At 70.2% G+C, this 14162-nt stretch carries 13 protein-coding genes; 12 read left to right on the top strand and 1 reads right to left on the bottom strand.

Features of this window, described 5'->3' with window-relative positions; all coding sequences use genetic code 11:
- The first annotated feature begins 175 nt into the window (after nt 1-175).
- The 8 genes from ACN8HC_RS03560 (at nt 176) to ACN8HC_RS03525 (ending at nt 8865) form a co-directional block, all read left to right on the top strand.
- Nucleotides 176-1573 (top strand): glycoside hydrolase family 3 N-terminal domain-containing protein, encoded by a 1398-nt coding sequence (locus ACN8HC_RS03560; protein ID WP_490073483.1) that lies wholly within the window; start codon nt 176-178, stop codon nt 1571-1573.
- 83 nt (nt 1574-1656) lie between these two features.
- On the top strand, nt 1657-2166 hold the full coding sequence (locus tag ACN8HC_RS03555; protein ID WP_490073482.1) for a 2Fe-2S iron-sulfur cluster-binding protein: 510 nt from the start codon (nt 1657-1659) through the stop codon (nt 2164-2166).
- Nucleotides 2163-3206 carry an FAD binding domain-containing protein gene (locus tag ACN8HC_RS03550; protein ID WP_490073481.1) on the top strand — a complete coding sequence of 348 codons (1044 nt, stop codon included), beginning with the start codon at nt 2163-2165 and terminating at the stop codon, nt 3204-3206. Before ACN8HC_RS03555 ends, ACN8HC_RS03550 begins: the two co-directional genes overlap by 4 nt.
- Nucleotides 3203-5284 (top strand): xanthine dehydrogenase family protein molybdopterin-binding subunit, encoded by a 2082-nt coding sequence (locus ACN8HC_RS03545; RefSeq protein WP_490073480.1) that lies wholly within the window; start codon nt 3203-3205, stop codon nt 5282-5284. The genes ACN8HC_RS03550 and ACN8HC_RS03545 overlap by 4 nt, the downstream gene beginning before the upstream one ends.
- Nucleotides 5285-5308: 24 nt before the next feature.
- Nucleotides 5309-5464 carry a hypothetical protein gene (locus ACN8HC_RS03540; protein ID WP_490073479.1) on the top strand — a complete coding sequence of 52 codons (156 nt, stop codon included), beginning with the start codon at nt 5309-5311 and terminating at the stop codon, nt 5462-5464.
- Between the two features lie 37 nt (nt 5465-5501).
- Nucleotides 5502-6251 carry a dihydrofolate reductase family protein gene (locus tag ACN8HC_RS03535; protein ID WP_490073478.1) on the top strand — a complete coding sequence of 250 codons (750 nt, stop codon included), beginning with the start codon at nt 5502-5504 and terminating at the stop codon, nt 6249-6251.
- Nucleotides 6248-7177 (top strand): dihydropteroate synthase, encoded by a 930-nt coding sequence (locus ACN8HC_RS03530; RefSeq protein ID WP_490073477.1) that lies wholly within the window; start codon nt 6248-6250, stop codon nt 7175-7177. Before ACN8HC_RS03535 ends, ACN8HC_RS03530 begins: the two co-directional genes overlap by 4 nt.
- A complete protein-coding gene (locus tag ACN8HC_RS03525) occupies nt 7174-8865 on the top strand; it encodes an amidase (protein ID WP_490073476.1) in 1692 nt (563 codons plus the stop codon). The genes ACN8HC_RS03530 and ACN8HC_RS03525 overlap by 4 nt, the downstream gene beginning before the upstream one ends.
- A 13-nt stretch (nt 8866-8878) precedes the next feature.
- On the opposite strand, the gene ilvA is transcribed toward ACN8HC_RS03525, so the two are convergent.
- Complete coding sequence (ilvA, locus tag ACN8HC_RS03520) at nt 8879-10174, bottom strand: threonine ammonia-lyase IlvA (RefSeq protein WP_490073475.1); 1296 nt, start codon at nt 10172-10174, stop codon at nt 8879-8881.
- A 170-nt stretch (nt 10175-10344) separates the two neighbouring features.
- Here ilvA and ACN8HC_RS03515 point away from each other — a divergent pair, with 170 nt between their 5' ends.
- From ACN8HC_RS03515 to ACN8HC_RS03500, 4 genes are all read left to right on the top strand, one after another.
- On the top strand, nt 10345-11160 hold the full coding sequence (locus ACN8HC_RS03515; RefSeq protein ID WP_490073474.1) for a MarR family winged helix-turn-helix transcriptional regulator: 816 nt from the start codon (nt 10345-10347) through the stop codon (nt 11158-11160).
- Nucleotides 11161-11613: 453 nt separating this feature from the next.
- Nucleotides 11614-11970, top strand: a complete 357-nt coding sequence (locus ACN8HC_RS03510; RefSeq protein ID WP_490073473.1) for a hypothetical protein — start codon at nt 11614-11616, stop codon at nt 11968-11970.
- Nucleotides 11940-13370: an HNH endonuclease signature motif containing protein gene (locus tag ACN8HC_RS03505; RefSeq protein WP_490073472.1), complete on the top strand. Its 1431-nt coding sequence runs from the start codon at nt 11940-11942 to the stop codon at nt 13368-13370. Before ACN8HC_RS03510 ends, ACN8HC_RS03505 begins: the two co-directional genes overlap by 31 nt.
- A gap of 80 nt (nt 13371-13450) precedes the next feature.
- On the top strand, nt 13451-14161 hold the full coding sequence (locus ACN8HC_RS03500) for an NAD-dependent epimerase/dehydratase family protein (RefSeq protein WP_490073471.1): 711 nt from the start codon (nt 13451-13453) through the stop codon (nt 14159-14161).
- The last annotated feature ends 1 nt before the right edge of the window (nt 14162 follow it).

Raw genomic sequence — 14162 nt, 5'->3', positions numbered from 1 at the left:
GGGATCAACGCACGAGCCGCCGGTGCGGCGGACAATCAGAAGGAGTTCCACCGCCACCGGTTGATACCGGCCGCGACCGTCCGTTTTCTCGAGCCGCCAACCCTGCCGTCGACACACAACCCCGCGGGGCGCCTGCACGTCATACCGGATGAGCACTGGAGCTAAGGAGCACATCATGAACATCTTCGGGGGGCGGTCACTGGCGCTCGGCACCGTGCTCGCCATGGCAACGGCCGGTATGACGCTCGCCGCGTCACCGCCGTCACACGCGGCCACGGCCGCGACGACGTCCACCTGCACCACCAATCCGGTCATCTACTACGGGTCGACTGGGGCGTGCGTCAAACTCGCACAACAGCTGCTGATCAAGCACGGCTACTCGGTCGGCTCGTCCGGCGCGGACGGCATCTTCGGGGCGGCGACCCGGTCCGCGGTCGAGAGCTTCCAGGCCGCGCGGCACATGGACCCGACCGGAGTGGTCGACCGGCTCACCTGGAAGGCGCTGGAGAGCTTCGGGCCGACCGGTTCCGCCTGCGTCACCGAGAAGTATGGCGAGCTGACGCCCGCGCAGCGCGTCGGGCAGCTGCTCATGGTGGGCCTGACCCACGACAACCAGACGTACGTGCATGTGCTGATGCACTACGACCACGTCGGCAATATCGTCTATCTCGGCGGGTGGAGCGGTGACAGCACAGTCGGGCCCATCTCCGACGCCAACCAGGGACTGACCTCGAGCAGCTGGACCGGCAACGTGCCGCTGTTCATCGCCGCCGACCAGGAGGGCGGCTACGTCCAGCAGCTGACCGGCACCGGCTTCACCACCTTGCCGACGGCGCTGACACAGGGCACCTGGTCCTCCACCCAGCAGGAGTCGGTGGCCGCCACTGTCGGGCAGCAACTGCGCAATGTGGGAGTGAACGTCAACCTCGCGCCGGTGTCCGACACCGTGCCGGCATCGCTCGGCACGGCGAATGGGCCCATTGGCCACTACTACCGCGAATACGGCTACGACCCGAGCACCGTGTCCCGGGCGGTGACCAACATCGTCCACGGGCTGAACTCGCGCGGGGCGATCGCCACCCTGAAACACTTCCCCGGACTCGGGCGGATCCAGAACAACACCGACACCTCGAGCACCGGCATCACCGACTACACGACGACCTCGACCGACCCCTACCTGACGCCGTTCCATTCGGGCATCAGCGCCGGCGCCGGCATGGTGATGATCAGCCTGGCCTGGTATCCCAAGATCGACGCCGCCAACCAGGCGGCCTTCTCGCACACGATCATCACGACCGTCCTGCGCGGCAATCTGGGTTTCTACGGCGTCGTGGTGAGCGACTCGTTGAGTGCCGTTGCGGTGCAACACATCCCGGTCGGTGACCGGGCGGTGGAGTTCATCGCGGCCGGTGGTGACATCGCGCTCACCGGTGCGGCGACCGACATCCCGGCGATGTCGTCGGCGATCCTGGCGAAGATGTCCTCGAGTCCGACCTTCGCCGCACAGGTCAGCGCGGCCGTGCATCGCGTGCTCACCCTGAAGTCCCAGCACGGACTGCTCTTCTGTTCCTGATCACTCCCCCGGGGGCTGCGCGTTTTGGGCAGCGTGCAGCGGGTACCTCGCGCTGAGAAGCGCCGCCACCCGAGGAGAGGTAGATGGAGTCCCGCATCACGCTGACCGTCGACGGAGAACCACACACCCTGACGGTCGACACCCGTACTAGCCTGCTCGACGCATTGCGGGACCGGCTGGGTGCCACCGCCCCGAAGAAGGGCTGCGACCGCGGGCAGTGCGGTGCCTGCACCGTGCTGCGCGACGGCCGCCGGGTGACGACCTGCCTGTCGCTGGCCGTCGCGTGTGACGGCGCCGAGGTGGTCACCGCGCGCGGACTCGCCGGCGGCGACGGTGAGTTGCACCCGGTGCAGCGGGCGTTCCTCGATCAGGACGGCTTCCAGTGCGGTTTCTGTACGCCGGGCCAGGTCTGCTCGGCAGTCGGCATGCTCGAGGAGCTGCAGCGCGGCGATCCGAGCTATGTCACCGGAGACCTGGAGTATGACGCGGACCTCTCCGATGACGAGATCCGAGAACGGATGAGCGGCAACCTGTGCCGCTGCGCGGCATACGTCAATATCGTCGCCGCGATCCGGCAGGCGGCCGGGGCATGAGGCCGTTCGACTACGTGCGGGCCGACAGCGTCGACGAGGCGATTGCCACGGTCGCCGGGGCGCCGCGCGCCACCTTCCTCGGCGGCGGCACCAACCTGGTCGATCACCTCCGGCTGGGCGTTGCGCAACCGGAGCTGCTGGTCGACGTGAGCCACCTGCCGCTGGACGCCGTCGAGGACCTGCCGGACGGCGGGCTGCGGATCGGAGCGGCCGTGCGCAACAGCGACCTGGCGAGCGACGAACGGGTGCGGCGGCACTATCCGGCGCTGTCGAGGGCGCTGCTCTCCGGCGCGTCCGGCCAGCTGCGCAACCTGGCCACGACCGCGGGCAACCTGTTGCAGCGCACCCGCTGCGTCTACTTCCAGGACGTCACGACACCGTGCAACAAGCGCGAACCGGGCAGTGGTTGCTCGGCTTTGGACGGCTACCAGCGTTACCAGGCGATCTTCGGCGCCTCTCCGGAGTGTGTCGCCGTGCATCCCTCGGACATGGCCGTCGCGCTGCTGGCTCTGGACGCGATCGTGCGGGTGCAGGGGCCGGACGGCGAGCGCGGCATCCTGCTGGACCGCTTCCACCGGCTGCCCGGGAACGAGCCGCAGTACGACACCGTGCTCAACCACGGCGAACTGATCACCTCCGTCGACCTGCCGGCATCGTCCTTCGCGACGCGCTCGGCATACCGGAAGGTGCGGGACCGCGCATCGTTCGCGTTCGCGCTGGTCTCGGTGGCAGCGGCGCTCGACCTCGCTGAGGACGGCACGATCGACGACGTGCGGATCGCCTGCGGCGGGGTCGCGCACAAACCATGGCGCGCTCGCCGCGCGGAGGAAGCACTGCGCGGATCCCGCGCCGACGACGACGCGTTCCGGGCCGCCGCGGACGCAGAGCTGGAGGACGCAAAGCCGTTGCCAGGAAACGGTTTCAAGGTGCCGATGCTGCGGAACACGATGGTGTCCGTGCTGCGCGACCTGACGTCAGCGGGACCTCGACAGGCTCCTTCGTCGCCGCTCGGCCACCGCACGGAGGAGGAGCAGCGATGACCGACCAGCGCACCGCCCCCGCAGTGGGTGCCTCCGTCGAACGCATCGACGGCCGCGCCAAGGTGACCGGGACCGCGCCATATGCCTACGACCAGCCGGTCGACGACCCGGCATACCTGCACCCGGTGCAGGCCACCATCGCCAAGGGCCGGGCGATCGACATCGACACCTCCGACGCCGAGGCACTCGACGGTGTGCTCGCAGTGATCACGCACCGCAACGCCTTCCGGCTGCACGACATCGACGACCCGGAGATGCTGGTGCTGCAGTCGGACGAGGTGGCGTTCCGCGGCCAGCTGATCGGCGGCGTCATCGCGACGACACCCGAAATCGCCTTGCAGGGAGCGGATCTCGTGCGGGTGACGTATGCCGAGGAGCCGCACGACGCCGAGCTGCGCCCTGACCGCGACGATCTCTTCGCGCCGGAGAAATTGGACGGCGGGGCGCCGGGCCGCATGGCGGAAGGCGACGTGGAGGACGCGCTGGCGACCGCCTCGGTCACCGTCGAGCAGACGTACACGACGCCCACCGAGCACAACAACCCGATGGAGCCGCACACCACGACCGCACGATGGGACGGTGACCGACTGGAGATGTACACCTCGACCCAGGGTGTCCACACGGTGCGGTCCACGATGGCGCCGCTCTTCGGGGTCGACGAGGCGCAGGTCCGGGTCGTTTCCCCTTATGTCGGAGGCGGTTTCGGCTCCAAGGGGAAGCCGCACGCGCCGGCGGTGCTCGCCGCGCTCGCCGCGCGCGCGGTGCCGGGCCGGGCGGTCAAGACGGCGCTGACCCGGCGGCAGATGTTCGAGCTGGTCGGCTACCGCTCGCCCACCATCTCCCGCGTCCGGCTCGGCGCCGACGACGACGGCCGGCTCACCGCGATCAGCCACGACGCGATCGGGCAGACGAGCACCGTCGTCGGGTTCACCGAGCAGACGGCGCTGCCGACCCGCACGATGTACGCCGCGCCCAACCGGCTGACCACGCACCGCTACGCCCGCCTCGACGTGCCGCTCCCGTTCTGGATGCGGGCACCCGGCGAGTGCCCGGGAATGTTCGGGCCGGAGGTGGCGATGGACGAGCTGGCCGAGGCCTGCGGCCTCGATCCGATCGAGCTGCGGCTCCGCAACGACACCGACGTCGATCCGGAGACCGGCAAGCCGTTCACCCATCGCGACCTGGCCGGATGCCTCCGCGAGGGCGCCCGGCGGTTCGGCTGGGCGGACCGTGACCCGCGGCCCGGCATTCGCCAGGATGGCGAATGGCGTGTCGGCACTGGTGTTTCGAGCTCGACATACCCGGCTTACACGATGCCGGGCAGCACCGTGCGGGTGCGCTACAGCGGCGACCGGTATGTCGTGCAGATCGGCGCCGCGGACATCGGCACCGGCACCTGGACGGCGCTGACCCAGATCGCCGCCGACGCGCTGGAGTGCCCGGCGGATCAGGTCGCACTCGAGATCGGCGACACCGACCTGCCGACCGCGACCGTGGAAGGCGGCTCGTCCGGCATCAGCTCGTGGGGCTCGACGATCGTCGCCGCGGCGGAGGAGTTCCGCAAGGAGCACGGCTACGACCCGGCGGAGGGCGCGACGACGGAGGCGGAGACGCCGGAGAACCCTGCGCTGGAGCAATTCGCGCCACATTCGTTCGGAGCGCAGTTCGCCGAGGTGCGCGTGCACCGCGACACCGGGGAGGTCCGCGTGCCGCGCATGCTGGGTGTCTTCTCGGTCGGCCGGATCGTCAACGCGCGCACCGCCCGGTCCCAGCTGATCGGCGGTATGACGATGGGCCTGTCGATGGCGCTCTTCGAGCACAGCGTGATGGATCCGCGGTTCGGACACATCGTCAACCACGACTTCGCGGAGTACCACATCGCCGCCAACGCCGATGTGGGTGACATCGAGGCGGTGTGGCTGGACGAGTCCGACCCGCACGTCAACCCGATGGGAACACGCGGCATCGGCGAGATCGGCATCGTCGGCGCTGCGGCCGCCATCGCCAACGCGGCCTATCACGCGACCGGCGTGCGGGTGCGTGACCTGCCGATCACAGCCGACCGATTCCTGCACTGACCGATTCCGATGGAGGTGCGAAAGATGAGTGACCGCAACATGATGGACGGGTCGACTCCGATGCCACCGGATCCGTTCCCGCCGGGGGAGCCGCAGCCGCCCGCTCCCCCGACGCCCCCGGACACCGGCCCGATCCCGGACCCGCCCGAGCCCCACCCGGAGCCCGAACCGCCGATCTGAGCCGGAACCGGACCGGTGCGCCGGGTAAGTTGCAGGAGTGTCTGACGCAGAGGACGTGTACGGCCCGCTGGCGCTGAGCCCCGGGGACCCGCTGAGCGCCGACGAGGTGGCCGCGGCATACCCGTGGCCGGACGCCGGGGTGTGGGTGCGCGCCATGATGGTGACCACGCTCGACGGCGCGGCGGTCGGTCATGACGGGTTGAGCGGGTCGGTCTCCTCACCGGCCGACCAGCTGGTCTTCAACGCGGTGCGCCGGCACGCGGACGCGGTCCTGATCGGCGCGGGGACGCTGCGCGCCGAGCAATACACCCCGATGAAGGCGAAGGCCGCCGACACGGCGCAGCGTGCGGCGGCCGGGCAGTTGCCGGCACCCGTGATCGCCGTGGTCAGCGGCTCGCTCAATCTCCCCTGGGACCTTCCGGTATGGCGGGAGTCGGCCAACCGTCCCCTGGTGCTCACCTCGGCCCACGCCGACCCGAGTCAGCTGGCGATGGCGCGCGAGCACGCGGCAGTGATCACGCTGGACGACATCACTCCGACGGCGATCATCGCGGCGCTCGGGGAGCGGAAGCTCACCCGGATCGTGTGCGAGGGCGGTCCCCGGCTGCTGCACGAGCTCGTCGCGGCGGAGCTGGTGGACGAGGCCGACATCACGGTCAGTCCGGTCTTCGCCGGCACCGCAGGCTCACCGACGACGCCGGTGCTCGCGCACGTCTCCGGGTTCCGCCTGGCGCACGTCCTGCAGGGTGACGGAGCGCTGATGATGCGCTACCTGGCCGACCGATGATCTCGCTTGCCGCATTAGCCAAGCTGGCCGTCGAGCACGCCGCCGAGCTGGAGGCTCCGGTTGCGCCGCTGCAGCTCGCCGGCCGGTCGATCGACACCGACGCGCACCCGGTGCTGATGGGAGTGGTCAATCTGTCGCGCGACTCGTCATACCGCGAAAGCATCGCGGTGAGCAGCGAATCCGCGGTCCGCAAGGCCTGCGTGCAGGCGGCGGCCGGGGCGGATCTGATCGACATCGGCGCCGAGTCCAGCCGCGCCACCGCGGCACGGGCCGACAGCACGGCCCAGCAGCGGCTGCTCGCGCCGGTCATCGAGCAGCTCACGGCCGAGGGCATCGCGGTGTCCGTGGAGGCCTACGCGGAGCCGGTCGCCCGCGCCGGGCTGGCGGCCGGGGCCTGCGTCCTCAACCTCACCGGGTCGGACGACGACGACCGGATGTTCGCGCTCGCGGCGAAGTATGACGCCGGCGTCGTGCTCTGCCACGTCCTCGGCCCGAACGCTCGCGCGCTGACCGGTCAGGACGTCGATCCCGATCCGGTGCCGGGCATGCTGGAGGTGTTCGGTGCCCGGATCGAGCGGGCTCGGGAACTCGGGGTGACGAGCCTGGCGATCGATCCGGGGCTGGGCTTCGGCTTTCGCCTGGACGACCAGCGGGCCCGCGCCCGGCATCAGGCGACTGCGCTGCTGCACAGCTTCCGGCTGCGGCAGCTCGGTGTGCCGGTCTGTCACGCGCTGCCGCACGCGTTCGACATCTTCGAGGACCAGTTCCGCAGTGCTGAGGGGATTTTCGCGGTCCTGGCTCATCTGGGCGGCACCGGGATCTACCGCACGCACGAAGTCCCTCTGGTCCGAAGTGTGCTGGACGCGATGCACTCGTTCAGCGCCGAACCCCTCGACCCGTCAACCGGTAGGAGAATGCCCTCGTGATCGATGTCCTCGAACGTTCCATCAGCGATCTTCGCGCCGCGCTCGACGCGGGCGAGACGACGGCGGTCGAACTCGTCGATGCCTACCTCGCGCGGATCGCGGCATACGACGGACCGGGCACGTCGACCGCCCTGAACGCCGTGATCGTGGCGAACCCGGACGCCCGTGGCGAGGCGGAAGCGTCGGACCGGCGCCGCGAGCGCGGCGAACTGCTGGGACCACTGGACGGCATTCCCTACACGGCCAAGGACAGTTACCTGGTCAAGGGCCTGACGGCGGCAGCCGGCAGCCCGGCCTTCGGGGACCTGGTGGCGCAACGTGATGCGTTCACCATCGAGCGGCTGCGGGCCGGCGGCGCGATCTGTCTGGGGCTGACCAACATGCCGCCGATGGCGAACGGCGGGATGCAGCGCGGCCTCTACGGCCGGGCAGAGAGTCCCTACAACGCCGAGTTCCTGACGGCACCTTTCGCCTCCGGATCGTCCAACGGCTCCGGCACCGCCACCGCGGCCAGTTTCGCCGCCTTCGGGCTGGGCGAGGAGACGTGGTCCAGCGGTCGAGGCCCGGCGTCCAACAACGGCCTGTGCGCCTACACGCCTTCACGTGGAGTGATCTCGGTGCGGGGCAACTGGCCGCTGGTGCCGACGATGGACGTCGTGGTGCCGCACACGCGGACCATGGCCGACCTGCTCGAGGTGCTGGACGTCATCGTCGCCGACGACGCCGAGACCCGCGGCGACTTCTGGCGGGTGCAGCCGTGGGTGTCGATCCCTGCGTCATCGGAGGTCCGTCCGATGTCCTATCCCGCGCTACCAGAGGGATTTTCGCTTTCCGGCCTACGGCTCGGCATACCGCGGATGTACATCAACGCCGACCCCGACGCGGGCACCGGGACGACGATCGGCGGTCCGACCGGCGAGCGCATCGAGACCCGTGCGTCCGTGATCGCCCTGTGGGAGGCGGCCCGGGCGGACCTGGAGGCGGCCGGTGCCGAGGTGGTCGAGGTGGACTTCCCGGTCGTGTCCAACTACGAGGGGGACCGGGCCGGTGCGCCGACGATCCGCAGCCGGGGATTCGTCAGCCCCGACTTCCTCACCGAGGAGATCAACGGCCTGTCTGCGTGGGCGTGGGAGGACTTCCTGGCCGCCAACGGCGACCCGGCGCTGTCCTCGCTGGTCACCGTCGACGGTGCGACGATCTTTCCGCAGCCGCCGGGCGTGCTGGATCGCTACACCGGTTTCCCGGACGACATCGCGACCTATCCCGACTGGGTACGCGAACACCCCGACGCGACCCTCAAGGACTTCCGGACGCTGCCGGACGGCCTCCCCGGGCTCGAACGCACCCGCGAGGTCGACCTGGAGGAATGGCTGATCGCGCAGGCGCTGGACGCGGTGGTCTTCCCCGCGGTCGCCGACGTCGGACCCGCGGACAGCGACGTCAATCCGGCCTCGGCCGACCTCGCCTGGCGCAACGGCACCTGGGTGGCCAACGGCAACCTGGTCATCCGCCACCTCGGCATACCGACGGTCACCGTGCCCTTGGGCGTGATGGCCGACATCGGGATGCCGGTCGGCCTGACCTTCGCCGGCCGGGCGTATGACGACAACGCACTCCTCCGGATGGCCGCCGGCTTCGAGGCCCTGGGCTCACGGCGCACCGCGCCGCCCCGCACGCCGCGGTTGTGAGCCGGGGACCAGGTCAGATCAGGTAGCGCAGCATCGGGCTGTCCGGCGGCAGCGGATCGACCACGAGGGGTGAGGCCTTGGCGCGCGCCAGCAGCGCGTCGAACGTCGACGGGTCACCCAACTCGACGCCGACGAGTGCCGGACCGAACTCACGGTTGTTGCGCTTGACGTACTCGAAGAACGTGATGTCGTCGTCCGGTCCGAGGATGTCCTGCAGGAAGCGGCGCAGGGCGCCCGGCTCCTGCGGGAAGTCGACCAGGAAGTAGTGCTTGCGGCCTTCGTGCACGAGCGCGCGCTCGATGACCTCGGCATACCGGCTGACGTCGTTGTTGCCACCGGAGAGGATCGCGACGGCCGTCGCGCCCGCGGGAATCCCGCGCCGGTCCAGGTCGGCCATCGACATGGCGCCGGACGGCTCGGCGATGATGCCGTCGACCTGATAGAGCCGCAGCATCTCCTGGCAGATCGCACCCGTCTCGACGGTGGCGATGTCCACCCTGGCGCGCCGGATGATCCCGAAGGTGTGCTCCCCGACCTTGCGAACCGCGGTCCCGTCCGCGAACGTGTCGATCTGACCGATGTCGACCGGCCGGTCCGCGGCGAGGGCCGCCTGCAGACTGGCGGCACCGACCGGCTCGACCGCGATCACCCGGCACCGGTCGGCGGCGAAGCCGGCGGGCGCCTCGGCGAGTGCCAGCAGCGCCCCGGCGAGCAGGCCACCGCCGCCCACCGGCACGAGGAGTATGTCGGGCGCCCGGCCCAGCTCCTCCAGGATCTCCCGAGTGACGGTGCCCTGCCCGGCGATCACCCGCGGATCATCGAACGCGGGGGCCAGCGTCGCACCCGTCCGAGAGGCGTCCAGGACAGCGGCCTTGGCCGCGTCGTCATACGTATCACCGTGCAGAATCAGCCGGACATGTTCGCCGCCCAGCTGACTGACCCGGTCCCGCTTCTGTCGAGGAGTGTTGCGTGGCAAGTAGATTCGGGCCCGGACGCCGAGCTCGGCGCAGGCGAGCGCGACACCTTGAGCGTGATTGCCGGCGCTCGCGCAGACGACACCCTGCTGTCGTTCCTGCTCGCTGAGACCGCGGATGAGGTTCACGGCGCCGCGGATCTTGTAGGAGCGGACCGGTTGCAGGTCCTCGCGCTTCAGCAGGACACGTGCGCCGACCAGCTCGGTGAGGCGATCGTTGGCCTGCAACGGAGTTCGCACCGCCAGGCCCTCGATGTCGGCCGCGGCGCGCGCCACCACACCGGAGTCCCCTGCCGGAGCGAGCTGGTCGGGCGCACGGTGCGTGCTGGCTGACACGTGAGGCTCCTCGCTCTTTTCGACGACTTTCTCAATGTATTCACCTGCGGCTGGTGCTGAGCTGGGTTGTTCGCCGAGTGGGACGCGATGTCGGATTCGGGCAGTCTCGTTCGTCGTCAGGGTGAGACGGTCGCGCGAAGTGGCCACCCGACCACAGGGAGATGAACGGAATGCGACACGCGCAGGCGAAGATCCACCGGATGTTCGAGATCGTCGAGGCGATCGGCACGATGACGTTCACCGAAGTGGCAGACGCGGAGTTCCGGGCGGTCGGAATGCGCAACTACTGGGACGGCTACTTCGCCGGCCGCGCGGCACCGCTCGGTATGGCGCCCGCCGACGTGGTGCATGCGGTGTTCTACAACTTCGCCGACGGCGAGGTGGCGCGCCACATCCCGTGGGTCTGGGGCAAGATCACCCCGCAGGACGCGATCGCCATCCGTGAACGTGGGAGCGCGAACGCCTTGCGGCAGAAGATCGGCACGCCGGCCGACTCACCCGGTCTCGGTCGGCTGGCCGACCTCACCACCCGTGCGGCACTCAGCGCGCCGACCGAAGGACGTCCCCTGTATGCCGGGCTCCGTGCCCTCGACATTCCTGTCGACCCGGTCGCGCAGTTGTGGCACGCGGCGACCCTGCTGCGTGAGCATCGCGGCGACGGGCACAACGCAGCACTCGTGGCCCACGGCATCGGCGGTACCGAGTCGCACGTGCTGATGGCACTCCGGCTCGGCATGAGACCGCAGGAGTTCGGCCGGATCCACCACCTGCCCAGGGCGCGGTTGCGTGCGGTGATCGACGGGTTGCGGGATCGCGGACTTGTCGACGGGGCAGACCGATTCACCGCTGCCGGCCGGCGCACCCGCGATCGGATCGAGGCGCTCACCGATGAACTTGCGGCTCCGGCGTATGACCTGCTGACCGCGGACGAACTGGACGAGCTGGTTGCCGGCCTCGGTCCGCTGGCAGAGCGCTTGGGCAGCTAGACGCGCGTATCGAAGGGTAGGCGAGCCGTATCGAGACCCGTGCGGCGCTGGCACTGGTTGCGTCTTCGTCTCACCGTGGCTCGGTTCTCGTGGGGCGGCGACGCCGCCGGCGTGCCGGCCCGCCACCCACCCACGCACCTGGTCGGTACTCGCCCGCGAGCGTGCGTCGATCACGCAAGGTCACCCGCGCTGCGCGTCGGTCGAGCACCGCCTGAGTAGCCCGAGGCGCCAGCCGAACACGTCGGTCGAGTAGGCGAGCCGCTAGGCGAGCCGTATCGAGACCCGCGCAGCACGTCGGTCGAGTAGGCGAGCCGCCAGGCGAGCCGTATCGAGACCCCCGCAGCGCGTCGGGAACCGCTGGCAGTATTGCGGTTTCGTCGGCGAGGGTTGTCGGTGGTCGCCCCTAGACTCAACGCATCGGACAACGACCACACGGGGTGAGGTGAGGCGGCAATGAGTGTCAACGACGGCGGCGGTGGTGCACGGCTGGTCGATGTGTCGGCCTTGCCGCCGGCGGTCGCGGACGCGATCACAGCCCTGGTCACCCAGCAACAGACCCGCCCGCACCGGCACGGCCCGGAGCCCGCCGGGACTGGGAAGAGTGCGGCCGGATCCGAGGCGTTCCGGGCGCACCTGGGCGACCTGATCCAGGCCGCCGAGACGCCGTCAAATCATTCGGCGAAGCGTGCCTGCTGGACACGATCGCCGCGCTGGTCACCGACGTCGCCGCCGACCACGGCATCCCGCGAGACGACCCCCGGTATGCGCGCAAGGTGGCCATGCACCGCAAGTCCGCCTGCCGGGCCGTAGTCCACGAACTGCAACTGCTGACCGGCTCCACCCTGACCGCGGCCCGCGACCGGGTCCGGTTCACCACCGCCCTCCCCGAACGCGTCGGCGCCGCGCACGCGTTGCTGCGGGCCGGTGGTTGCACCTGGGACCGGGCCCGGATCGCCTACGCCGAAACAGCGCACTTGGACCCGGTGCTGTCCGGGCAGATCATCGACCGGCTGCTCGCACCCCCGCAGCGCACCACCGGCCCCGCCGGCGAAGACCCGGGGATCGCGGTCTCGCACGCCGGGTTCCGCGCGCGGATCCGCCGCCAACTCGCCCTCATCGACAGCGTCAAGGCCGACCGGGCCCGCAAACACGCCGAAGCGTTGGAGGCCCGCGACGCGTGCACCTTCCCCGGCCGGGACGGCACCGCCACCCTCGGTGTCACCGGGGACGCCACCAACGTGTTCACCGCCCAACAACGCCTCGCCGACCTGGCCCGGGCCGCGAAAGCCTCCGGCGACCCCCGGACCCTGGCCCAGCTGCGCGCCGACCTGGCCCTCGACCTCCTCATCGGTGGCGTCGTGCCCGACCACCAGCACCTCGGCGACGCACCCGCCGGCCGGCTACAGGTGATCGTCCCGTTCGCCGCCCTACTACCCGACGACCTCGTCACGGATGCCGCCCGCGCTGCCGCTGACGGCGGCGCGACGCAGCACGGGCCGCCCAGCGTCACCGGTGCCGGGTTCGGACTGGCCGAAGTCCCCGGCCTCGGATTCCTCGCCCCCGACCAGGTCCGGGCCGTCGCGTTACAGGCCGGGTCGACCTGGGCGCGGCTGGTCACCGACCCGGTCACCGGACACGTCATCGACGCCGCCGCCACCTACCGGGCACCCGCAGTAATGGACCGGCTCGTCCGCGCCCGCGACCACACCTGCCGGGCACCCGGCGACTGCGCCGTCCCCGCGGCCGAGGCGGACCTGGACCACGACACCCCCTACCAGCCCGGCGCCACCCACCCCGGAGACGGGGCGACCCACCCGGACAACCTGCACGCCGCGCACCGCGGCCACCACGACCCGAAAACCGGCCGATTCTGGGCCAGCCGACAACACGATGACGCCTCCATCAGCTGGCACACCCTCACCCGCCGGTTCCGCACCACCGCCTTCGACCACCACCTCCCGGACGATCAGGCACCACCCTGGGTCAGCCCGATCGAGCAAAAGATCGGCATCCTCCTGGCCGCCCACCACGAACACGACCTGATACCCCACGTCTTCACCGACCTGGAAGACCTGCACCTTCTGCACGACACAGACGAAGACAGCGAACACGAACGAGAACGCCGCTACCTCACCCGCCGCTACCACCTGCGCATCCAACGATGCAACGGACCACACGTCCAACTCCCCAAAACCAAACCGCCGTTCTGACCGACCGGTGCTGCTGCAGCGACGACCGATCCGGTGACGACCGATCCGGCGAGGACCGTTGCCACGGCTACGCTGCCGGCATGACACCCGAACCGCGCAAGGTCGTTCTCACGGGCGCGGCGGGCCGGATCGGCACAGCCATCGCTCCCCTACTGCCCACTACCTGGCAGCTTCACCGAACCGACCTGGTCGCTGACGAAGACGTCGACGCACTCGACATCACCGACCTCGCAGCCTGTCGGCGCACGTTCGCCGGGGCCGATGCAATCGTTCACCTGGCCGGAGTCCCCGACCCGAGCGCGGACTGGGAATCCCTGCTGCCGGCGAACGTCGTCGGCGCGCACCACGTCGCCCAAGCCGCCGCCGACTGCCAGGTACGCCGGCTGGTGCTGGCCAGTAGCGTGCAAGCGGTCGCCGCTCTGCCGGACGACAGGCAGTCTCGCGTGAGCGACGCACCCCGTCCGCGGAACCTCTACGGCGCGACGAAGGCCTGGGCAGAGGCGCTGGGTTCATGGGTCGCCGCCACGAGCGCGGTGTCCGTCGTCGCCCTGCGCATCGGCTACTTCCACGAGACCCGACCCGACCCAGCCAGCTCTGACCACGAACTGTCCGCGTGGCTCAGCCCACGGGACGCGGCGGAACTTGTCCGTGCCGCCGTCGAAACAGAGAGCAGCTTCGATTTCCTGGTGGCCAACGGAATTTCGGCGAACCGGTTTCGCGCTGCCGACCTCGACGAGACCTGCCGCACGCTCGGCTATCGCCCGGTCGACGATGCCTGGCAGGGCAGCTGAC

The organism is Flexivirga sp. YIM B11880, assembly GCF_058148645.1.
This window is presented reverse-complemented; position numbering and strand designations above follow the sequence as displayed.